Genomic DNA, 21,025 nt, shown 5'->3' with positions numbered 1-21,025 from the left:
GTCCGAGACTTGTGGATTCACGGAGAGGCCGCTCGGAAAGCCTACCTCGATTTGGCAGAAAATCCAGCGGGTCGGGCGCTGCTGGAGCGCTATTTGAGCCAGGGCTACGTGACGGTGAGGGATGTGCAGCAGTTGGATGCCGCCTACGCCGAGGAACCCAGATGGCGTCAGCCAGGGGATCCCTGGCCCAATCCTCAGCAGGTGCTTTCCCTAGAGCTTTTGGATCGGGGTGCCCAGAGAGACAGCACAGCAACTGAGCAGCGGAGCGGAGATTTGTCCTCCATCAACTCATTGGAGTCACCGCAGCCATTGGGGGATCCCACCCCGACTCCCAGGGCCGCTCTTCGCCAAGAACGCTGGCAGCAGCAGCTTTGGCAGCTCAGCGTCGAGTTTGCCCGCTATGGGGTGCTCGATTATCTACGGCAAGTCGCCCAACCCGTCCAGAGGCTGGGGATCCCGGCGGGGGCTGTCTTCTTCCCAGAAGGCAACCAGGCAGTAGGAGAAGGATTCGACGCTCGACTACAACCCTGGGATCGCTTTGATCCGGATATGGAATGGCACCCAATGTCCTATGCCAGGTGTGAGGATGCCACTTGTGTAGCCCAGCAGGTGGAGCAGGTTTTGGCCGTAGCTTCTCCCCAAACCTTCGTTTGTCCGGCCATCGCCGGCCTATGGGGACAGTCGCAACGACAGCGCCCCAGCCTAGAAGTGCAAATGGCAGAGCTGGCCCGCCGCTTTCCGCAGTTGCCCTGTGTAAGCCATTTTGCCCTCTCTTGGATCGAGCCTGAAATGGAGCGCAGCCGTCGCACCTGTCAACTCTAACGCCCATCCCAATCTGAAAGTTAGGAATTCTGAACTTATGAGCCCTGAGCAATTTGATCTGATTAACCGCCTGTTTCAACTGACCTTTCAGATCGGGGATCGCTTGGGCTGTGAATCCTCAGATCCTGCTCAATTGTTGCTGACCAACCGGCCCAGCCTGGAATCCAGTTGCACATTCTTTCCTTCCGATTTCACCTACGAAGCCTTGGATCCCCAAGTGTGGGCCGACTACATGGCGGAAGTTCCGGCCTTAGCGCAGATGGCGAATATTTTGCAACCTTATCCTTTCACCTGTGGCATTTATCGCCAAGACGAGGTTTCGTGGTGGATTTGCGCCTTTTGGGCAGCCCAAGAGGACTTGGGAACCAACTTGCTCTTGCGCGCCCACAGAGTCGAAACTTAGGCGCTTGAGCCCTATCTCCTCTCCCTCATCGAGACGGGGATCGGCGTTACCGGAATCAAAGGGGCTGATAGCAGTCGTGGTTTTTATTACCATCTATTTCAACTGATCGCGCTAGCGGGCCAGAGGCCTTAGCAGGAAGCAACCGGTCGTTTGTTTCACCTTGACGGTGAGATAAATGACTATGCGTTGTGGAACGGTTTATTGCAATTGACCTACTCGCGACCGCTATAGCTGGCTTCCGCCCAGAGCGTGAGCTGGGGGCCTTACGGCACTCCTTCGTAAATCACATAGACTCCGGCGCGCTCAGGCCGAGAATGCCGGTGAGGACGTTAAACAAAACCTGCTGCGTGGCCTGCACCAATTGGATGCGGGCTTGGGCCAAAAGGGGATCCTCTTTCAAGAGCGGCAAAATACGGCAGTTGTCGTAAAACTTGTTGAAATCGGCGGCGATGGCTTCTGCATAGCGGATGATCTTGTGGGGAGCGCGCTCTTCGGCAGCGGCGATCAGCTCATCCGGCAAGGCCAACAAGCGCAGCAGCAGGGCCCGCTCTTCTGGCTCTTTGTAGGGCAGTTTTTGTTGCTCCGTCAAAGGGACTTTGTTGGTCAGTTCAACCTTTTCTTCTTCCTGTAGCCGCCGCAGCAGAGTGCAACAGCGGGCATGGCTGTAGTGAACATACACGACCGGGTTATCGAAAGTTTGCTTGACGGCCAAATCCAAATCGAAGTTGATGGGGCTGTCCATGCTGCTGCTAAGCAAAAACCAGCGGGCTGCATCGACCCCCACGCCAATTTCTGGATCTTCGATCAGGTCATTGAGTGATACAAAGTTGCCGGTGCGCTTGGACATGCGCACTTCGGTTTTCTCACCGGTTTGCGGGTCGGTTTTGAACAATTTGACAAATTGTCCAATCAAGATTTCCAGCTTGACATCTGGGCTGAAGGCACCCACCGCCGCCTTTAAGCGGCCGATATAGCCATGGTGATCCGAGCCAAGAATGTTGATCAGCCGGTGATATCCCCGCTGCACTTTATCCCGATGGTAGGCAATATCGGCGGCCAGGTAGGTAAAAGACCCATCGGCTTTTTGCACCACCCGATCCTTGTCGTCACCGAACTCTTGGGTTTTGAAATAAACGGCTTCTTCTGCCCCTGGCTTGGGATCCTCACCCCGGGGAGCCTTGGCCCTGTAGAGAAAGCCGCGTTCTTCCAGCTCCTGTAAAGTCTGTTGGATGGCGCTCAGGCCCGTCTCGGGATCCGGGGTGTGCAGGCGGCGTTCGCTGAACCAGTGATCGAACTCGGTGCGCAATTGCTGGAGAGTTTGCTTCTGCCAGGCCAGCATTTCCCCGTAGGCCAAATCAATATATTCCTCCAAGGTGGTGGGCAGAGGGCGGATCCCGGCTTTCACCTGCTCCAAGAGACGTTGGGCCATCTCGATCAAGTAGGTGCCGTGATAGGCATCTTCCGGCAAAGCGATGTCTTCCCCCTGCAGTTGCCGCACCCGCACCTCGAGGGACTGGCCCAGGAGCCGCATTTGGTTGCCGGCATCGTTGATGTAAAACTCCCGCTCCACCTGGTGCCCCGTCCAGCGCAGCAGGTTGGCCACTGTGGAGCCGACGGCAGCCCAACGCCCATGGCCCACATGCAAAGGCCCCGTCGGGTTGGCGGAGACAAACTCCAGCAGAATGCGCTCGGGATGGGGGGTGGCTGTTTTGCCGAAGTGTTCTCCCAGATGCAGCAGCTCCTGCAGGCGCTCGGCCAAAAAGGGATCCCCCAGCCGGAAGTTGATAAACCCGGCCCCCGCCACCTGGGTTTCGATGTCCGGCAGATCCAGATGGCTCTGCAGGGTTTGGGCAATCTGTGTCGGTGCCATGCGACAGGCTTTGGCCATGCCCAGGGGGGTGGGACAGGCGTAGTCCCCGTAGCGAGGGTCATTGGGGATCTGGATCACGGGGGCAATGGCTGCGGCTTGTGGGGGAGCCAGGGATCCCAGTTGGCCTGCTTCTGCTGCCTGTCGAATGGCCTCAGATACAGCACCGGCGAGAAAGCGAACCAGGGAGGTGGAAGGGGATTGGATGGCCATGGTTGAAGAGGGATACACGTGAGTTAAGAGCAATGGCGATCGGGATCCCTGCGGCAGCAGGAGCACTATCATACCGGCAACGAACCGGCCATGACCAAGGCAGAGTTCTCACCTTGGCTAAAAGGGGATCCCCCAGCAGGTAAAGGTATCCTCAAATACAGAAGTTTGACTCCGCCTTGCTAAGTTGGTTGCTTATAGTCTTCACTCCATTGTTTGCCGCATTCCCGTTTGCGGATCCCTACTGAGCCAGGTGCTGTGGAGCATATAGATATGTCCATCCCGAAATCGTCGCGTCGTCAATTCCTTCAATCTGCTGCTGCGGCTGCCTCTTGGGTTGCCGTTGGAGGGCTAAAGGCGAGGGCTCAGAGCCGCGGGCCGCTTCTGGTTTCCCAGGGACTGACGCCCCTGAAGTTTACCCTCTCTTGGTTGCCCTCTTCGATGGATACCCCCCTTGTAACGGCGATCTTGAAGGGCTACTTCGCCGAAGAGGGGCTGGAGGTCACCTACGAGCGCGGCTATGGCTCCGCCGATTCCATCACCAAGATTGCCGCTGGCCAGTACGACCTGGGGGAAGGGGATCCCTACTCCATGATCGAGTTCAATGCCAAAAATCCGGACGTGCCCTTGGTAGCGATCTATGTCCACTTCAATCGCTCTCCCTTTGGCATCTACACCTTGAAAGATAAGGGCATTGGGGAGCCGGCCCAACTGGCGGGCAAGAAGCTAGGAGCACCGGCAGGGGATGCGCCGCGTCGGCTCTGGCCGGTCTTTGCCAAGCAAGTCGGCATCGATCCGGGCTCGGTGGAGTGGGTAACTATGGAGCCGCAGTTGCGCGAACCTTTCCTCATCCAAGGTCGGGTGGATGCCATCAGCGGCTTTATGACCTCAGCCATGCCCAATCTGGTGCGGGGCGGCGTCAGCTTGGAGGACATCACGGCTTTCCTTTACAACGACTATGGCCTTGAGCTGTACGGCAATGCGCTCATCACTCGTGTGCAATTGCTGCAGGAAAAACCGGAGCAGCTCAAAGCTTTTTTGCGGGCGTATGTTAAGGGTTGGCAAGACACTATTCGTGATACCGATGGCAATATGTTGGCCCTTCTGGACAAAGCCAAGGCCGACGGACAAGTGCTGGATACGGCAATTGAGAAATTGCGCCTTACCCTGGCAATGCCGCGCCTGTTTGTTACCGATGAGGTGCGACAAATTGGTTTGGGGGATGTAGTGCCTGCTCGTATGGAAACCTCGATTGCTCAGGTGGTGGATGGCTTTGGCTTGCCCACTAAGCCCTCTCTAGAGCAAGTGTTTGATGGAAGTCTGCTCCCACCCAAGTCTGAGCGGATGATTGGATAATCTGGGTTAGGCCAGCAACGATTTTGAAGCCTCTGTCTATTGGCTTGCCGGTGCAGGCCAACTTATCCTGCTTGCTGGGAGGCTATTTCTGGCTGCAGGTGCGGTCTGCGTCCTTATTGGATCCCTCATCCGCGAAGTATCCCCAAAGCTTTTCGTGGCAGGGATCCCAGGCTGCTCCCGAAAGAGGCCGACGGGAGACCTGTTCGCGTTGGTGGATGGGAGACCGGAAGCGGCATGGAGCAGTAGGGGAGTGTCTCGAACTTTGTTTAGGGTTACCCAAGAACGCCGTAAGGCCCCTGCCTTTGGGCATGGGGAGCATGTCAATGAAATCAAACCTGAGAAACAGATGTATTGGGAAGAGTAGCTTAGGGGTGCTTGAAGTCGAGATAGCTTTTCCGATCCCGAAAAAAAGCTGAATAAGTTTGTGGTGCTCAGGGATCCCTTTTAATCTGAAGAGGGTCGCTAGGAAGTTTGGGCCCTTGGAAACTTTTGTTCTGATTAAGCAAGTTCCCGATCAAAATGCCAAGGCCGGCATCAACAGCGACGGCACGATCGATCGCGCCAAGGCCAAGCGGATGTTGAACCCCTTCGATCGCTATGCGCTGGAAGCAGCCCTGCAAACCAAACGGCAGCATGGGGCAAGGGTAACGGCAATCACAATGGGGCCACCCCCGGCCATTGAGGTGCTCTACGAGGCAATTGCCCACGGGGTGGATCGGGGCATTTTGATGACCGACCGCCGCTTGGCCGCTTCTGATACCCTAGCCACAGCGTATACCCTGGCCCAGACGGTTCGCTATGCTGGCCGGCCTGATGTGATCTTCTGTGGGCTCCAGACCACCGACGGCGATACGGCCCAGGTGGGGCCACAACTGGCGGAGCGATTGGGGATCCCTCAGGTCACCTATTGCGAAGCCTTCGAGATTCGGGATGGGATCCTGGTGGCGCGGCGGGCCATTGAAGGGGGATCCCAGATCGTGATGGTGCCCCTGCCGGTTTTGATCACGGTGGCCAATTCCGCTCGGCGTTTGGCCTACCCCACCCTACGGGGTGTGCAGCGGGTGCAGCGGCTGATGCGGGATGAGGCGGCACGGGCCGAGGCGATCCAGATCCTCAACTTGGACGATGTGGGGGCAGACCCGGAGCGCTGCGGTCTCAAGGGATCTCCGACCATCGTGGCTGCCACCGAAAAAGTGGGGGAAATTGGCGGCAACTGTCAGATCTTTCAAGGGCAGTCCGTCCCCCAACTGGTCAACCAACTAACTCAGGCCGTTGACCTCTTCCGCTACGCGGCAACTTCCTAGATCTTCTGCCTTGCATCCCTCTGGCCAATTCTTATCTCCATCACCTTTCAATCCTCATCGTCTCATCTATCGATCCCAGGGTGGCTAGCCGGCGAAAGCTCCCGGTTTTGGGCAGTGAAAAGTTAACTCAGAAAGACTCTGCTGACCTCGTCGCAATTGCAACACCCAAGATTGCCCTCGACCCGATTCAATCCCGATCTCAACTTAGGAGTCACGGTTCTATGGATCGCAAGCGGATATTGGTCTTCGCGGAGCAGGTGAATGGGGAATTGCAGCCCATCGGCTTAGAGTTGTTGGGAGCCGGGCGGCGGCTGGCCGATAAGCTGGGAGCCACCCTGAGTGCCCTTGTTCTTGGACACAACATTGCCCATTTGCCCTCGATCCTGATCGGCCACGGGGCAGATCAAGTCTTCATTGCCGATCATCCGGAGTTGGCCGAATACCGCACCTTGCCCTACCGCCGGGTGATCACGGACTTGATCAAAAGCTGGCCCCAACCACCCCACACCATCCTGCTGGGATCCACCACCACCGGGCGAGATCTGGCCCCTCGCTTGGCCGCCCACCTGGAGACCGGCCTGACGGCAGACTGCACCGAATTGGACATCGGCCCCTTCGAGTACACCAATAGCAAAGATCCGAGCAAGTCTGGCCTCTTCCCCGACTGCCTCTACGCCATCCGGCCCAGCTTTGGCGAATCTCTCAAGGCCCGCATCCTCGGCCCGTGGAAAAACCCCCAAATGGCCACGGTGCGCCCAGGGGTGATGGTGCCTCTGCCCTGGGATGGATCCCGCCAGGGGGACGTGATCCCGGTGCCGGTCAACTTGGATCCCGGCGACCTGAGCCTGCAGATTGTGGAAACGGTGCGCAACCTGTCCCAGGCGGTGGATCTCACCCGCGCCAAGGTAATTGTTTCCGGCGGCTACGGGCTGGGATCCCCAGAGGGATTTGAGCTGTTGAAGGAGTTGGCCGCTTGTTTCCCCAACAGCGCCGTCGGCTCCTCCCGCAAGGCCGTGGATTCTGGGTGGATCCCCTACGCCCATCAAGTGGGCCAAACCGGCAAGACCGTCCGACCTCAGCTCTACATTGCCTGCGGCATTTCCGGAGCCATCCAGCATCGCGTGGGCATGGACAAATCCCAGACGATCATCGCCATCAACAAAGACAGCTCTGCCCCCATCTTCAAATTTGCCCACTACGGTATCGTCGGGGATCTCTACCAGGTGGTACCCGAACTGATCCGTCAGATCCAGCAGGTCAAGTACCCCCAGCTAAAGGTGGGGGCTTGTGGAAGTAAGGTCTAGCCAGCCTGAAACCCCAAGGGCAAGGAAAGACTAGCCTGCCCAAGCAACCCAGTCATGGAGGGCGATTGAAGGGGACTGAGCCGACTGGGCGTGGCAGCCCACAGTACGTAGCGAATGCTTCCCTAGTTGGCTACCTCTACGTTGGTCAGTGGCGAAGGGACGTACATACTCCGAGTAGGAGACTTACCGCATGTTTGTGCCTGTCGTAGACCACAACCAAAACCCGCTCATGCCGACCACACCCAGTCGAGCCAGAAGGTGGATTAAGACCGGCAAGGCTACTCCCTTTTGGAAGAGAGGGGTGTTTTGAGTCCGGCTTAACGTGGAGCCTTCTGACCGGCAAACCCAACCCATAGCCGTCGGCATTGACCCAGGGAGCAAGAAAGAGGGGTGGTCGGTTAAATCCGCCGCACAGACCTACCTGAACCTCCAAGCGGACGCGGTCACCTGGGTGAAGGAGCATGTCGAACAACGGCGCATCATGCGTCGAGCGCGACGGTATCGCCAAACGCCCTGTCGTCAACCCAGGTTTAATCGCGCCAGGGGTGGGTTGCCCCCTTCCACCAAGGCTCGCTGGCAGTGGAAGCTACGTCTGGCTCGGTGGCTAAGCCAGTTGTTTCCCGTATCCGTATTTGTGGTTGAGGACATTAAGGCGAAGACCCGTGGCAAGCGCCGCTGGGACGTGTCTTTCTCTCCCTCAGAGGTGGGTAAGCAATGGTTCTATCGGCAGCTAGCCAATCTGGGACAGGTACTAACCCGCTCAGGGTGGGAAACCCAGCAGATGCGGGATGCCTTGGGTTTGCAGAAAACCAACAAAAAGACCGCCGAAGTGTTTGCGGCCCACTGCGTGGATGCGTGGGTGTTAGCCAACTCCGTGACCGGGGGGCACCTGCAGCCGGACAATCAGCAGATGCTTATGGTCGTTCCTCTGCGGTTTCATCGTCGTCAACTGCATCGTTTGCAACCGGGCAAAGGAGGGAAAAGACTTTCCTACGGGGGTATGCTGAGCTTAGGTTTGAGGCGGGGTAGTTTAGTGCGCCACCCCAAGTTTGGGCTCACCTTTGTCGGAGGCAGTTCTGCTGGAAGAGTAAGTCTGCATCGGTTGGAGGATGGGAAAAGGCTAACCCAGAGCGCCAGGAAAGAAGACGTAAAGTGTTTGAGCTTCTGTTCTTGGAGGTTCTACAGAAGAAACAAATAAAGCCGACCTAAAGGGCAGGGATTCTTTTCCGGGTTGCAGGATGATTCCCACTTCCTGGGCTACACCACTCTTGCGAGTGGTGGGGGATGCCATGACCCCAACTGCTGGGATGAACTCCCAGATACTTTTCCTGTTGACACTGCGCCATAGCACAAAGCCGCCCTAGTCGCGTCAGCGGGCCGTAGGCCCTAGGGCAGGGCTTGCAACCCAGTTTTCTTGGTCATAGATTGTGTTCATGGGATCCGCATACCGTTGTTGGCTGAGCTTGATCTGTCTGGTGTTGGTGGGATGCTGCTGGGGATCCCCGGCGTTGGCTGCCCATTCGTTGCCCTCCACAGTGGCAGAGGCGGCTCAGGTGTCGCCCCAGCTCGCTCGCGATGGGGGTATAGAGCACCTTTCCCTGACCGTAGCGCGGCAGCGGCTGGAAGCCATTGCCGAGGCCATGCGCTCAATTCGCCTGTGCAACCGGCCCAACTGCCGTTACCGAGATATCGCTGTGGAGGTGTCGGTTCACGATGGTGGTGCAGAGCCCTTCTACGAGGGCAGCATCGACGCCATGATCGACCGTCCTTCCGGCAGCTTGGATAGAGCCCACTACCGGCTGCAGTTTCGCCAGGGGCGCTGGCAGTTGCTGGGGGGCGAAGAGGTGTCCGATGTCTCTTCCTTTTTCTTTGAGGGAGATACCTACGAGGTGTTCAGCGCCTACGGCACCCGCAGTCACAAAGCCAAGTTGGCAGATGCCGGCAGTAACCTGCGCGTGGGCTATCGGGAGCTGTATTACCGCGTTTTCGACCGGGGCCAAGAGCGTTTGCACTAGCGGTGCGGAGCATGATGAGAGGCCGGCAACACACCCTAGCCAGCTCTATTTCTCTGGAAGGCGTTGGCCTGCACACCGGCCTGCCGATTCGCTGCAGCCTGCATCCAGCTCCTGTCGGCAGCGGTCGGGTGTTTGTGCGGGTGGATCGACCGGGATCCCCTGAGATCCCGGCCCAGTTGGGATCCCTGGCCCCTGCCCATCTCTGCACCCTGCTGCAGCAGGGATCCCCCTCTGTTCAAGTGCAGACGGTGGAACACCTGCTGGCCGCCCTTTACATCCTGGGCATTGACAACTGCCGCATCGAGGTGGAGGGGCCAGAGCTGCCGATTCTGGATGGCTCTGCCCTGCCCTTTGTAGAGGCCATTGCCCAGGTCGGGATCCAGGCCCAAGATCAGCCAGCCCTGCTGGGGGTGATCCAAGAACCGGTCACTGTCTGGGCGGGGGAAGCCTTTGTCAGCGCCCTCCCCCATCCTACAGCCCGCTTTACCTATGGCATCGATTTTGCCGATTGCCCGATTGGAGAACAGTGGCTGAGCTGGAGGGAGAACAGGCCGGATTTTGTCCAGTCCATTGCGCCGGCCCGCACCTTCGCCCGCCAGCAGGATGTGGAGCTGGCCCGGGAACGGGGGCTAATCCAGGGGGGCAGCCTGGAAAATGCCATTGTCTGTAGCCAAACCGAGTGGTTGGGGCCATTGCGCTACCCAGATGAGCCGGTGCGCCATAAGCTGATAGATTTACTAGGAGATCTCAGCCTCCTGGGCTGCCGACTGCAGGGGCACATTGTGGCCTACAAGGCGGGCCATGCCCTGCACCACCGTTTGGCCGAGCAGTTGCTCAAGAGTGGATCCCTGCTGATCCATGAAGAGCAAGGGGGAGAAAGAGATCCGGTTGCGTAGCCACAACCCTGCCATCCTCAGGTGCGACAGCGGTGCCGAGCACTTTTCTTCAAGGGGATCCGCTCTATTGGAATCTCTTGATCTCTTCTCCGTAGATCCCTGGGTGCTCTTTTGGCTGAGTTCTGGCCTGCTTCCTCCCCATCCGGGGTTTCAGTTTTGTCTTCTGTCTCCACGGGTTCACCATGGCCTCTGATGTCTCCCCTCCTCCCCTTCTCTCGGCTGAGGCAGCCGCTCAATTGGCAACTGCTCCCCCTGTCTTCACAACGGAGCAGATTTTGGAGATCTTGCCCCATCGCTATCCTTTTTTGCTGGTGGATCGGGTTGTGGAGTATCAACCGGGGCAACGGGCAGTGGGCCTGAAAAACGTCACCTTCAACGAGCCCTTTTTTCAGGGGCATTTCCCCAACCGACCCATCATGCCCGGCGTCCTGATCGTCGAGGCTATGGCCCAGGTAGGGGGGATCGTGTTGACCAAGTTGCCGGACGTGGCCGGGCGCTTGGCCCTGTTTGCCGGGATCGATGGTGTTCGCTTTCGCCGCCCGGTGCTGCCGGGGGATCAACTGCTGCTCTCTGCCGACTTGCTCACCATTCGCCAGAGGCGCATTGGCAAGATGTTCTGCCGCGCTCAGGTGGGAGGGCAACTGGTGACCGAGGGGGAACTGATGTTTTCCCTGGTGGATTGAGGGACAAACAGCGGCCATCCGAGAGGCGCTCTGCTGTGGGTCTTCTCACCAATTGAGATAAAGTGTTGGCATAGGGAGATGGCTCGGGGACTGCTTGCGCCTTTCTGTCGGGATACGGTAGACATATTGCTGCGTTGGGGTGGCAGCCTATTGGTCACGATGGCGGAGCGTAGCTCTAAGGTTGATCTCCCCCGGAGTCAAGCCTTGGTGATCCTTCGCGGGGTTGGGAGCGTAACCACAGTTGCTGGCTAGGTTGGAAATGAGTTCGTTCGCTTCAGCGGGATCCACTCCCAACGCCTCTGCAAGTGCGCCGCACCGCTCACGCGAGCGGATTCATCCCACCGCGGTGATCCATCCGAAAGCTGAGCTACACGAGACGGTGCAGGTTGGCCCGTATGCGGTGATCGGCGAGCATGTTCGTATCGCTGCCCATACGGTGGTGGGAGCCCATGTGGTGATCGATGGCTGGACGGAAATCGGCGAGGACAACCACATTTTTCCGGGAGCAGTTGTGGGCACCGAGCCTCAGGATCTGAAGTACAGCGGCGCCCCCTCTCAAGTGGTGATCGGCAGAGGCAATCGCATCCGCGAGTTTGTCACCATCAACCGGGCCACCAATGAAGGGGAAGCCACCCTGATCGGAGATCACAACCTGCTGATGGCCTACACCCATGTCGCCCACAACTGCGTCATCGAAAATCAGGTGGTGATTACCAATGCTGTCTCTTTGGCCGGCCACATCCACATCGAGTCTCAAGCCCGCATCGGCGGCATGGTCGGGATCCACCAGTTCACCCGCATCGGGCGCTTGGCCATGGTGGGGGCGATGAGCCGGGTTGACCGCGACGTTCCCCCCTACATGTTGGTGGAAGGACATCCAGCCCGCATTCGCGGTCTGAATTTGGTGGGGTTGCGGCGAGCCAAAGGGATGGAGGGATCCCTGCCCTTGCTGCGGCAGGTCTACCGATTTTTGTACCGCTCAGGGTTGCCTTTGGAAAAAGCGCTGCAAACGCTGCGCAGCAGCCTGTGTGTTGTTCGTAGCGGCGGTGCGGAGGGAGAGCGCCACATCCTTTCTCTGCAGGGGAAAGAGTGGGTGGACGAGACGGGATCCCTGCAACATCTGCTGCAATTTTTGGAAGACTCCCTCTCGCAGCCGCAACGACGAGGCCCTCTGCCGGCCCTACGCGGGAGAGGGGAAGATTCCTTATCGACAGCGATGCGGAGCACTTCAGAGCTGGATGATTGAGAACTGCGGTCGGGAGTGTAGCTCTGGTGAGCCACCTGTTCATCTGCACGGGCGAGGTCTCAGGGGATCTGCAGGCCGGCCATCTGATTGAAGAATTGCTGCGCCAGCGCCCTCAACTGCGCATCACAGCGGTCGGGGGAGAGCGCATGGCTGCTGCCGGGGCCCGTTTATTGCACCGCACTACCGAGATCAGCTCCGTTGGCATTTTAGAGGCTCTTCCCTTTATCGGCCCCGCCCTCTGGACGGAATGGAAGATTCGCCGCTTTTTGGCCCAAGACCCGCCAGATGTGGCTGTGCTGGTGGACTACATCGGCGTCAACAGCCGCATTGCCCGTCTGCTGCAACGGCGGCAGATCCCTGCTGTCTATTACATTGCCCCCCAAGAGTGGGTGTGGTCGCAGGACGCCCGCCTCACCTACCAACTGGCCCAGCAGATGCGGCTGATGTTGGCAATTTTCCCTGAGGAAGCCCGCTACTACGCGGCGGCAGGAGCCCATGTCCAGTATGTGGGCCATCCCCTGTTGGATATTTTGGCCGCTGTGCCCAGCCGTGCTGCAGCCAGAGCCCAGTTGGGGATCCCTGCCGAGGCTACAGTGGTGGTGGTGGTGCCGGCTTCGCGGCGGCAAGAGCTGCGCTCGGTTCTGCCTGTCCTGCTCAAGGCGGCCCAGTTGCTGCAAGCTCACCTGCCCCAAGTGCAGTTTTGGGTGCCCTTGGCCTCGCCCCGTTTTGCTGCCCCAATCGCGCGGGCTGCCCACCGTCTTGGGTTAAACCTCACCCTTTTGGATCCCCAAGCTCTGCCCTTCTTCTCCCCCCACAAAGCCCATCACCTCGCCTTGGCAGCGGCTGATTTGGTGTTGGCCAAGTCCGGCACGGTGAACTTGGAAACGGCCATCTTAGGGATCCCCCAGGTGGTGATCTATCGCCTTAACCCCCTCACCTTCTGGATCGCCCGCCATTGGCTGAGGGTGTCGGTGCCCTTCATGTCTCCGCCCAACCTGGTGCAGATGCGCCCCATTGTCCCGGAGTTGCTGCAGGAGCAGGCCCAGCCAGAGAAGATTGCCCAACTGGCGCTGGAGTTGCTAACTCGGCCCGAACGCAAAGCCCAACTGCAGGCCGACTACGCCGCGATGCGGGCAGCCCTAGGAGAACCCGGCGTTCTGGCTCGCGCTGCCAAGGCCATCCTAGAGGTGTTGGATGGCGAAGCTGGATCGAAGCAGGATCCCTTCCGCCGCTAACTCCGGCGACCCAGCACCTGGGGCACGGCCCGTCCTCCCGCCAAGGCCGCTGTCGAATCCTCCTCTTCCAGATACTCAGCATCTTGGTTGACCCGCCACCCATCGTAGCGCCGTTCCCCTGCCACAATGTTGCGAGCGGCCAAGAGGCCCGTCATCATGGCGTGATCTTGGTTACTATAGCGGTGCATGCCGTTGCGACCTGCCACCTGCAAATTGGGCAGTGCCTCTTCCAAAAAGGCCCGAATGGTCTGGATGTGAGCTTGATAGCCTTGGTTGTAACCTTGCGATCCAGTTGTACCGGCTGCCCGGCTTCTGCCAGCAAGGTTTGAACGCGCTCCCACATCTGGCCTGGCCCTAGGCGAGGATAGCGAAAGCGATCGATCAGGGTTTTGATCACCCCCTCTCGGTTGGGGAAAAAGGTTTTACGGATCAAAGAAGCCATCGACAGACCCTTGATCCGCTGGGCTGCCCAGTCGGCGCTGATCTCATGACAGGGGATCCCCCACACCTTCTCGGTGTAGGTCTTAAAAAAAGTGCGGTACAGCCGTTCCCCAAACTGGTTGATGACCCAATCTTCAAAAGATACGGGATTGAGCCTGGGAAAGAGGCGCGCCTTTAGGTAGCTGAGCAGACAGAGACTGGTAAACCCTGGCCCCAGTTTGGCAAAGACATCCGCAGGTCGAATCGGATAATCAAAGAAAACACCTCGATAAAAAATGCGGGAAAGCCGCCGACAAACCTGCATTTCCGAGCCCAAAATTTCCGTCCACAGGGCCTCAATTTCCGCCGACTTGGAGAAAAAGCGGTGCCCACCGATATCAAAGCGATAGCCTTGGTAGGTTACAGTGCAGGATAGCCCCCCACCTGAACCGGATCCGCTTCCAAAACCGTTACGGCAACTCCTCACACCACCTCGCCGATCCTGACGGAAATAGGTCTGTCCAAGGGATCCCCTCACGCTTTGGGGTTTTAAAGTGCTCCGCACCGCTGTCGCGATAGACTAGGCTGGAGAGGGGTCAGGGATCCCTTTTGCGTGCAAAAAAGCCTTAGTGCTCTGCACCGCTGTCGCGAACGGCCAACTCTGTGGAGTGAATTTTGTGCAATCTCCACCTATCCCCAGTTCTGGATATCCGTTGCCAAATGCTTCGCCGACGGTGCTGCTGGCCGATGACGACCCATTCATACGCGGGTACTTGACCCACCTGTTGGTTCATGAAGGCTATCGAGTGGCAGAGGCCGAAGACGGCGACCAAGCCCTGCTGCTCTTCAGTCAAACTCAGCCTCAAATTGCCCTGCTGGATGCCCTCATGCCCGGCATGGATGGGTTCGAGTGTTGCCAACGCTTGCAGGCTCTGGATGCGGATCTACCCTGCTTGATGATCACCTCGCTCGAGGATCAAGCTTCCGTAGACAAAGCCTTTGCTGCCGGAGCCAGCGACTACATTACCAAGCCCATTCACTGGCCGGTGATGCGTCAGCGCATCCGACACCTGCTCAAGGCCCGCCAGAACTTGTTGAACCTACGCCAACAGGCGGCCCGCGAGCAAGCCCTAAACCGTGTCGTCCGGGCCATTCGCACCTCTCTGCAGTCGGATCAGATCTTTGCCGTTGCCACCCGCGAGATTTGCCATCTGCTAGAGGCGGATCGGGTGAGCATCAGCATCTATCGGCCTCAGCAACAGCATTGGCGCATTGTCTCCGAATATCCCCCTCAGCCCGACGGCTATCTGGGTTGTCAGATCCCCGATTCCGAAAGCCCCATTGCCCGGCAACTGAAGCAGGGGAAAGTGGTGTTGCTGGAGGCAGCCGACCAAGCCAAAGGCTGGGTCTACATCTCCGCCATGGCCAAAGCCTATCCTGGCAGTTGGCTGCTGGTACCGCTCTACGGCGGCGAAAGCCCCGAATCTGACTCGGCCCACCCCACCCTTTGGGGCAGCCTGTGCCTGCAACTGAAAACGGCACGTCCCGGTTGGTTGGCCACCAATCAGGATCTGATCTTGGCCTTGGCCGATCACCTCTCCATTGCCATTCAGCAGGCGGAATTGTTCCAACAGGTTCAGGAGCTGAACCGCACCCTGGAAGAAAAGGTACAGGCCCGCACCGCCCAACTGGAGCGCCAGGTACAGGAATTGCAGCGGCTGGATTGCCTAAAAAATGACTTCCTTAGCACGGTGTCCCACGAGCTGCGCACTCCTCTTTCCAACATGAAAATGGCCATCCGCCTGCTCAGCGCCGTTCTGCTGCCTGCTCAGAGCGCTGCCCGATCCCCGGATCCGGCCAAGATCTCTCAGTACTTGAAGGTGTTGGACAACGAATGCGAGCGGGAGATCAAACTGGTCGAGGATCTGCTGGAACTGCAGCAGTTAGAGGTGCTCAAGGGACTCCGTCCCGCTAACGCGAACGGTTCACAGCAGCCCTGCTGGTTGGAGCTGAAAGAGTGGTTGCCCCAGATCGCAGAGCCCTTTGCTCAGGAGGCCCATAGTCACCATCAGCGCTTCAGCCTTGGGATCCCTCCAGAACTGCCTGCCATTTTTACTCTGCCGGGAGTGCTAAAGTCGGTGCTGGCGGAATTGCTGAAAAATGCATGTAAATTCACCCCTGCTGAGCACCTGATCAGCCTTCAGGCCATGTACCATCCCGACCACCTGGAAATCCAAGTCCTCAACACCGGCGTAACCATTCCTCCAGAAGAACAAAAGCGGGTATTCGAGAAGTTCTATCGGGTGCCCAGCGTGGATCCCTGGCGGCAAGGGGGGACAGGGTTGGGGTTGGCCCTCGTGCAGCAGCGGGTAAGCCTGTTGCAAGGAAGCATTCACCTCAACAGCGAGGCCAATCGCACCTGTTTTACTTTGCGGCTGCCTCAGGTTCTCCCTGCCTTTGGCCAAGGCAAGCCAGCTCAGCCTAGGGTGTAGGCGTCGGGGTAGCCGGCTTTGGAGAGTTGGAAGCTTCCCCTTCCTGCAAAACTTCTTGCAAGCGCACACGAACCCGCTGGTTGAGGACGGGATTTTCGTTGGCCAAGGTCATCAATTCGCGGTATTGAAGCACCGTCAGCCCTTGCTCTTCAACAATGCGGCTGGCTTGGGTTTCTGTGCGCCGCATAATTTGCTCGTACTCTTCCTCGTTCTGGGTTTCCCGCAGTTGGGCGCTGGCTTCCCGAATCAGGGGATCCAACTCCAACAAAATCCGCACCAACTGTTCCACCTGGGCATCGGTGACTTGCTCTGGGGTTAGAGTCGGAGATGCCAGAGGGCTAGGAGTTGCTGTGGCCGGAGCCTCCCCCGAAGTTGGAGAAGCAGTGGCAGCAGGGCTAGGCAGCGGGGTTGCTCCCTGTGCCCAAACCGGCAGGGATCCCAGGCTGAGTCCCAGACCCATCAGCAATCCAAATTTCATCATGCCCAAAACTCCCTAGACCCAGACAAGATAAACCCAAATAGACTTAAGTCCTTGAGGCGCAGCCAAGCCTGAAGTAAGGCTAGCAAGATGCCTGAATTCCGTCTAATCGGTTCAGCGCAGTCCTGGCAGCCCATCAAGCCCATTCCAGCTTGCCGGTCACCTGGCGCGGGATCTATCCAATCCCTACGGTACCAGAACTCCTCACTCCAGGGCTCCCAGGATGAACTCGCGAAAGGGCTGTGTGGACATGCTGGGGATCTGCAGTGGATCTCTTGTAGAAACAAGAAGTTGGTTGTACAGTCTTACATGCGCTGTTCAACGGTAGCCCGGCACCGGAGTGCCCCTTTCTCTCCTCGGTTGAGCAGCTCCAGACTTGCAGCATTGGCAATTGACTTAGCACTTCAGCCCAAAGGGGGTTGTCTTGAAGCTGAGCTTAGGTATATGTTCTGTTGAGTATCGTTTTTGTTAATGTTAGGCTAGGGGCCAGATTTGATGCGGATCTCCCACATCGGCATCTGACTTTCTTCGCAGGTGTCAGAGCCCGTGGATCCCCTATCAATATCAGCAGTCAACCTAGCAAACGCCCAATCGCCAGCTCTCTTTGCAGGCGATTGTTGGAGGATTTTTTGTTCGGAGAAAGGTTCCCGATTAGATTTTTTTGGGCGCGTCCATAAGTAACCCTTCAAGGGCTTTGAGGGCGACTGCTGTCTTTATTGCCTTTGTAAAAGATGATAACAAAAATGGGTAAAAGTTATTGCTTTTCTTAAGCAGCGCTGATATATTCTTTGCGGTTGCGGTTGTTCGGTCATCCTTCTACAGGAGGCTTACATTGGTTAGGAGAAGAAAGCGTAAGAGTCGCCGTCGTCTGGAAGGGCGCAAAATTTTAGATCACATTCCTCAATTTAATCTGGACAGTGGTGAAGAGAAGTCTGTAACCGCTGCTCGAAAGTATATTCAGGAAAAGTCTATTCAGCCCCCCGCGCTGATTTTGGTGCGGCGAAATGAGCATACCGTTGATCGGTTTTTTTGGGCGGAGAAGGGGTTGTTCGGCGCGCAATATGTCGAGGAAAACCACTTCCTTTTTCCCAGCCTGCGAGCTTTGCTAGCGGAGGTTGCGGCTGAGAAGCCGGAGAAAAAATCCTCGAAGGTTCTTGCAACTGCCGCTCGCTAGCCTCTGACCAGCTTTTCCTATTAGCAGGAGCTCAGGAAACAGCCCCCCTACCCTGGGGGGTTTGTTGCAGCCGCTCTCAGAAGATCGAAAGAACTGACCCTGTGTACGGGATCCCTCCCCACGGGTTGAGCTCCTGCTGCCTCACTCGCCATACTCGACCTGCTGGCGGCAGCAAGGGCACCACGCGCTACCCTACAAGGGATCTCGTCGGGAGATGCCGGATGAGCCGACTGCCTCAAACCACTGCCCATGTCCAAATTACCCGCCGCTCTTGGCAAGAGGGGGCCATTGAGGGGGAAGTCAACGCCAACGGTTGGGTTTGGCGCTTTTGCTGGTGCTTTCGGGCCGGGGAGCTCAAGGTGGAACCCTCTGTGGGGCGGGCTTTGATTTGCGAGCCCTTGAGCCGTTTTCTGGAAAAATCGGACTATCTGCTGGAACCGGGCAGCAACTATTCGTTTGTGATTCGCAGCAGCTTGTGAACTCCTCTCAAGCTGCACAGAGCTTTTGCCCAGCACCGAAGACCGGGGCTGAGCATTGGAAGGCACCTGTTAGGGTGACTGGGAATACAGGGATCCCTGAGAATGGACAGGATGGTGGGGAAGGCTGGTCATGATTGAGGCAGGGACAAGCGTCTTGAGGCGGATGTTGGGGGTCTACGGCAGCTCCAAGATGGGCGTCCTGCTGCTGTTGGGATTTTCTTCGGGTTTGCCGCTGCTGTTGATCAACACCACCTTGAATGCTTGGCTGACCCAAGCGGGCTTGACCACCATTGCCATCGGCTTGTTTAACCTGCTCAATTTGCCCTACTCCTTCAAGTTCCTGTGGTCGCCTGTTCTGGATCGATTTCTGTTGCCGGCACCGGGATCCCTGCGGGGCAGTCGGCGGCGGGGGTGGATGGCCCTGACCCAAGTGCTGTTGCTGCTCAGCATAGGGCTACTGGGTTTTCAGGATCCGACCCAAACCTGGCTGGAAGCTCTGGGATGGGAAGAGCTGGCCCAGACTTGGCCGGGAATCACGGTTTTCACCCGCCCGATCTTTCTGGTGGGGTTGCTGGTGGCTTTTTTGAGCGCCTCTCAGGACATCGCGGTGGATGCCTACCGTACCGATATCTTGGCAGAGCGGGAGATGGGGGCAGGGGTAGCGATTTTTGTATTCGGCTACCGCATCGCGCTGCTGGTCAGCAGTGGCGTGAGTTTGATCTTGGCGGACTATTTGCCCTGGTGGCAGGTGTACGGGATCATGGCACTGCTGATGTCAATCGGGGTGGTCACCTCGTTTTTGGCTCCCGAGCCGGAAAACAGCGCCCTCAAGCCTACCTCTTTGCGGGCGGCTATCCTCGAGCCATTTCAATCTTTCTGGCGGCATCGCCTGGCCTGGGCAATCCTGCTGTTTGTGGTCTGCTTCAAGTTGCCGGACAGCTTGGCAGGGCAAATGACCCCTACATTTTTGTTGCAGACGGGATTTAGCACCAGCGATCTGGGCATTATCCGCAGTTGGATAGGCTTGTTGGCCACCTTGGCGGGGGCTTTTGTGGGGGGGGAGTGGGTCAGCCGCATCGGCACCTACCGCTGCCTGTTCATCTTCGCGGCATTGCAAGGGATCGGCAATTTGGGCCTGGGAGCGATTGGGTTGGTGGGGCAAAACTATCCGCTGCTGGTGGGGGCAACCATTTTCGACAACATGGCCGGGGGCATGGGCACGGCTGCTTTTCTGGCTTTTTTGATGAGCCTCTGCGACCGGCAATTTAGTGCCACTCAGTATGCTTTGCTCACCAGTGTGTTTGCCGTGGGGGGAACCTTGGCCGGGGCTGTGTCAGGCTATTTGGCGGCTGCGGTCAATTGGCCTTTGTTTTATCTGATCACGGCGATGACAGCCGCTCCGGCAATGGTGATCCTGCTGTGGCTCGGCCCCCCTTCATCGCCTGCAACCCCGGCCACAACCGCATCTGAACCGTAACTGCCCCACCGCAAATCCGGTTCTAATAGCCTTGCCTTGAACGCAACAAGGATGGCCGCCTACAGCGCAGCCCCGATTTTGGCCGCCAGATCCACCAGCCGCGCCGCATAGCCGTACTCGTTGTCATACCAGGAGAGCACCTTTACTGTGCGATCCCCTAAGGTCATGGTGGATCCCAAATCCACAATGGAAGAGTGGGGATCCCCGACGATATCCGCCGAGACGATCTCCGGTGGAGCAATGGCCAGGATGCCGCGCATCGGGCCTTCTGCAGCCTCGACAAAGGCTTGGTTGACGGCTTCTCTGGTGATGGGCTGCTCGGTACGCACCACAAAGTCCACGATCGAGCCCGTCAGGGTGGGTACCCGCAACGCCAGGCCATCCATCTTTCCTCTCAGGGCGGGCAAAACCTCGGCCACTGCCGTGGCAGCCCCAGTGGTGGAAGGCACAATCGACACCGCTGCCGAGCGGCCCCGCCGGTAATCTTTGGGATCCGGGCGATCCACAATCGCCTGGGTGGCGGTATAGGCATGGCAAGTGGTGAGAAAGCCGGTCTCGATGCCGAAGCGATCCAACAAGACCTTAGCCAGCGGCGCCAAGCAATTGGTGGTGCAGGAAGCATTGGAGACGATGTGATGCCGCTCCGGGTCGTATTGGTCGTCGTTGACCCCCATCACCACCGTCAAGTCGGGGCCTTTGGCGGGAGCAGAGATGATCACCTTTTTGGCCCCGGCTTCCAGGTGTTTGGCCGCCCCCTCTCGTTTGGTGAACAAGCCGGTTGATTCCACCACCAGGTCAACCCCTAGATCTTTCCAGGGCAGTTGCGCCGGATCCCGCTCTGCCAAAACCCGGACTTTCAGGTGGTTGCCGATTTGCAGATGCCCGTCCACCGCGCTCACGGTTTGGGGAAGGCGCCCATAGGCCGAGTCGAACTGGAGCAGATAGGCCAAGTTGTCGGGTTCGGTCAGGTCATTGACTGCTACCACCTCCAGCTCCCGAGCTGGCTGAGACAGCAGCACCCGCAAGAAGGCCCGCCCAATGCGACCAAATCCGTTGATGGCTACCCGTGTGGTCATCGCAATCCTCCAGTGTCAGTTCATACCGTGGGTCGAGGGACGCGGCATGGGAGACGCTACCCCCTATGGATAGGGTAGAAGAAGAACG

18 protein-coding genes and 2 pseudogenes are annotated in these 21,025 nt (G+C 58.1%); 15 read left to right on the top strand and 5 right to left on the bottom strand.

Going from position 1 to position 21,025, the window contains the following annotated elements:
* Nucleotides 1-822 (top strand): annotated as a pseudogene (locus tag NW849_RS01375) (hypothetical protein); the annotation flags it as partial.
* A 37-nt stretch (nt 823-859) separates the two neighbouring features.
* Nucleotides 860-1,225, top strand: a complete 366-nt coding sequence (locus tag NW849_RS01370) for a hypothetical protein (protein ID WP_011433539.1) — start codon at nt 860-862, stop codon at nt 1,223-1,225.
* Between the two features lie 283 nt (nt 1,226-1,508).
* Here NW849_RS01370 and argS read toward each other — a convergent pair whose 3' ends face one another.
* A complete protein-coding gene (argS, locus tag NW849_RS01365; RefSeq protein WP_414355598.1) occupies nt 1,509-3,305 on the bottom strand; it encodes an arginine--tRNA ligase in 1,797 nt (598 codons plus the stop codon).
* 270 nt (nt 3,306-3,575) lie between these two features.
* On the opposite strand from argS, the gene NW849_RS01360 reads away from it, so the two are divergent.
* The 9 genes and pseudogenes from NW849_RS01360 (at nt 3,576) to lpxB (ending at nt 13,341) form a co-directional block, all read left to right on the top strand.
* Nucleotides 3,576-4,658, top strand: a complete 1,083-nt coding sequence (locus tag NW849_RS01360) for an ABC transporter substrate-binding protein (RefSeq protein ID WP_414355591.1) — start codon at nt 3,576-3,578, stop codon at nt 4,656-4,658.
* A 479-nt stretch (nt 4,659-5,137) separates the two neighbouring features.
* Nucleotides 5,138-5,962 carry an electron transfer flavoprotein subunit beta/FixA family protein gene (locus NW849_RS01355; RefSeq protein WP_414331223.1) on the top strand — a complete coding sequence of 275 codons (825 nt, stop codon included), beginning with the start codon at nt 5,138-5,140 and terminating at the stop codon, nt 5,960-5,962.
* Nucleotides 5,963-6,183: 221 nt separating this feature from the next.
* Nucleotides 6,184-7,266: an electron transfer flavoprotein subunit alpha/FixB family protein gene (locus tag NW849_RS01350; RefSeq protein ID WP_414355590.1), complete on the top strand. Its 1,083-nt coding sequence runs from the start codon at nt 6,184-6,186 to the stop codon at nt 7,264-7,266.
* Between the two features lie 190 nt (nt 7,267-7,456).
* Nucleotides 7,457-8,464: pseudogene (locus NW849_RS01345) on the top strand (RRXRR domain-containing protein).
* A gap of 235 nt (nt 8,465-8,699) precedes the next feature.
* On the top strand, nt 8,700-9,281 hold the full coding sequence (locus NW849_RS01340) for a hypothetical protein (protein ID WP_414355589.1): 582 nt from the start codon (nt 8,700-8,702) through the stop codon (nt 9,279-9,281).
* Nucleotides 9,282-9,295: 14 nt separating this feature from the next.
* Nucleotides 9,296-10,177: a UDP-3-O-acyl-N-acetylglucosamine deacetylase gene (gene lpxC / locus NW849_RS01335; protein ID WP_414355597.1), complete on the top strand. Its 882-nt coding sequence runs from the start codon at nt 9,296-9,298 to the stop codon at nt 10,175-10,177.
* A gap of 182 nt (nt 10,178-10,359) precedes the next feature.
* Nucleotides 10,360-10,860, top strand: coding sequence for a 3-hydroxyacyl-ACP dehydratase FabZ (gene fabZ, locus NW849_RS01330; protein ID WP_414355588.1), 501 nt, complete (start codon nt 10,360-10,362; stop codon nt 10,858-10,860).
* 259 nt (nt 10,861-11,119) lie between these two features.
* On the top strand, nt 11,120-12,106 hold the full coding sequence (lpxA, locus tag NW849_RS01325; RefSeq protein WP_414355587.1) for an acyl-ACP--UDP-N-acetylglucosamine O-acyltransferase: 987 nt from the start codon (nt 11,120-11,122) through the stop codon (nt 12,104-12,106).
* Between the two features lie 26 nt (nt 12,107-12,132).
* Nucleotides 12,133-13,341, top strand: coding sequence for a lipid-A-disaccharide synthase (gene lpxB, locus NW849_RS01320; protein ID WP_414355586.1), 1,209 nt, complete (start codon nt 12,133-12,135; stop codon nt 13,339-13,341).
* Here lpxB and NW849_RS01315 read toward each other — a convergent pair.
* Together NW849_RS01315 and NW849_RS01310 are read right to left on the bottom strand one after the other, a co-directional pair.
* Nucleotides 13,338-13,499: a hypothetical protein gene (locus NW849_RS01315; RefSeq protein WP_414355585.1), complete on the bottom strand. Its 162-nt coding sequence runs from the start codon at nt 13,497-13,499 to the stop codon at nt 13,338-13,340. The two genes, lpxB and NW849_RS01315, sit on opposite strands and share 4 nt — an antisense overlap.
* On the bottom strand, nt 13,496-14,248 hold the full coding sequence (locus NW849_RS01310; RefSeq protein ID WP_414355584.1) for a hypothetical protein: 753 nt from the start codon (nt 14,246-14,248) through the stop codon (nt 13,496-13,498). The genes NW849_RS01315 and NW849_RS01310 overlap by 4 nt, the downstream gene beginning before the upstream one ends.
* A gap of 226 nt (nt 14,249-14,474) precedes the next feature.
* On the opposite strand from NW849_RS01310, the gene NW849_RS01305 reads away from it, so the two are divergent.
* Nucleotides 14,475-16,253, top strand: coding sequence for a response regulator (locus NW849_RS01305; protein WP_414355583.1), 1,779 nt, complete (start codon nt 14,475-14,477; stop codon nt 16,251-16,253).
* Here the strand turns inward: NW849_RS01305 and NW849_RS01300 are convergent.
* Entirely contained in the window at nt 16,243-16,734 is a 492-nt protein-coding gene (locus tag NW849_RS01300) for a DUF4168 domain-containing protein (RefSeq protein ID WP_414355582.1), read from the bottom strand. The genes NW849_RS01305 and NW849_RS01300 overlap by 11 nt on opposite strands.
* An 829-nt stretch (nt 16,735-17,563) precedes the next feature.
* Between NW849_RS01300 and NW849_RS01295 the strand changes: the two genes are divergently transcribed.
* From NW849_RS01295 to NW849_RS01285, 3 genes are all read left to right on the top strand, one after another.
* Complete coding sequence (locus tag NW849_RS01295) at nt 17,564-17,905, top strand: DUF3155 domain-containing protein (RefSeq protein WP_414355581.1); 342 nt, start codon at nt 17,564-17,566, stop codon at nt 17,903-17,905.
* A gap of 221 nt (nt 17,906-18,126) precedes the next feature.
* The gene (locus tag NW849_RS01290; protein ID WP_414334803.1) at nt 18,127-18,384 is read left to right on the top strand and encodes a DUF3146 family protein; all 258 of its coding nucleotides are present in this window, start codon (nt 18,127-18,129) and stop codon (nt 18,382-18,384) included.
* A gap of 190 nt (nt 18,385-18,574) precedes the next feature.
* A complete protein-coding gene (locus tag NW849_RS01285) occupies nt 18,575-19,861 on the top strand; it encodes an AmpG family muropeptide MFS transporter (RefSeq protein WP_414355580.1) in 1,287 nt (428 codons plus the stop codon).
* A 59-nt stretch (nt 19,862-19,920) separates the two neighbouring features.
* Here NW849_RS01285 and gap read toward each other — a convergent pair whose 3' ends face one another.
* Nucleotides 19,921-20,937, bottom strand: a complete 1,017-nt coding sequence (gene gap / locus NW849_RS01280) for a type I glyceraldehyde-3-phosphate dehydrogenase (RefSeq protein WP_414355579.1) — start codon at nt 20,935-20,937, stop codon at nt 19,921-19,923.
* Nucleotides 20,938-21,025 lie beyond the last annotated feature (88 nt).

Origin of the sequence: Synechococcus sp. R55.3 (assembly GCF_047461975.1) — a bacterium.
Classification (GTDB): Bacteria; Cyanobacteriota; Cyanobacteriia; order Thermostichales; family Thermostichaceae; genus Thermostichus.
Note: the sequence above shows the minus strand (reverse complement) of the source record. Positions and strands in the feature narration are given on the sequence as shown.

Excerpts from the sequence above, each read along its gene's own strand:
- lpxA (WP_414355587.1), top strand. The coding sequence starts at position 11,120 with ATGAGTTCGTTCGCTTCAGCGGGATCCACTCCCAACGCCTCTGCAAGT.
- NW849_RS01290 (WP_414334803.1), top strand. The coding sequence starts at position 18,127 with ATGAGCCGACTGCCTCAAACCACTGCCCATGTCCAAATTACCCGCCGC.
- gap (WP_414355579.1), bottom strand. The coding sequence starts at position 20,937 with ATGACCACACGGGTAGCCATCAACGGATTTGGTCGCATTGGGCGGGCC.
- argS (WP_414355598.1), bottom strand. The coding sequence starts at position 3,305 with ATGGCCATCCAATCCCCTTCCACCTCCCTGGTTCGCTTTCTCGCCGGT.
- NW849_RS01360 (WP_414355591.1), top strand. The coding sequence starts at position 3,576 with ATGTCCATCCCGAAATCGTCGCGTCGTCAATTCCTTCAATCTGCTGCT.
- NW849_RS01350 (WP_414355590.1), top strand. The coding sequence starts at position 6,184 with ATGGATCGCAAGCGGATATTGGTCTTCGCGGAGCAGGTGAATGGGGAA.
- NW849_RS01315 (WP_414355585.1), bottom strand. The coding sequence starts at position 13,499 with ATGATGACGGGCCTCTTGGCCGCTCGCAACATTGTGGCAGGGGAACGG.
- NW849_RS01340 (WP_414355589.1), top strand. The coding sequence starts at position 8,700 with ATGGGATCCGCATACCGTTGTTGGCTGAGCTTGATCTGTCTGGTGTTG.
- fabZ (WP_414355588.1), top strand. The coding sequence starts at position 10,360 with ATGGCCTCTGATGTCTCCCCTCCTCCCCTTCTCTCGGCTGAGGCAGCC.
- NW849_RS01285 (WP_414355580.1), top strand. The coding sequence starts at position 18,575 with ATGGGCGTCCTGCTGCTGTTGGGATTTTCTTCGGGTTTGCCGCTGCTG.
- NW849_RS01300 (WP_414355582.1), bottom strand. The coding sequence starts at position 16,734 with ATGATGAAATTTGGATTGCTGATGGGTCTGGGACTCAGCCTGGGATCC.
- NW849_RS01370 (WP_011433539.1), top strand. The coding sequence starts at position 860 with ATGAGCCCTGAGCAATTTGATCTGATTAACCGCCTGTTTCAACTGACC.
- lpxC (WP_414355597.1), top strand. The coding sequence starts at position 9,296 with ATGAGAGGCCGGCAACACACCCTAGCCAGCTCTATTTCTCTGGAAGGC.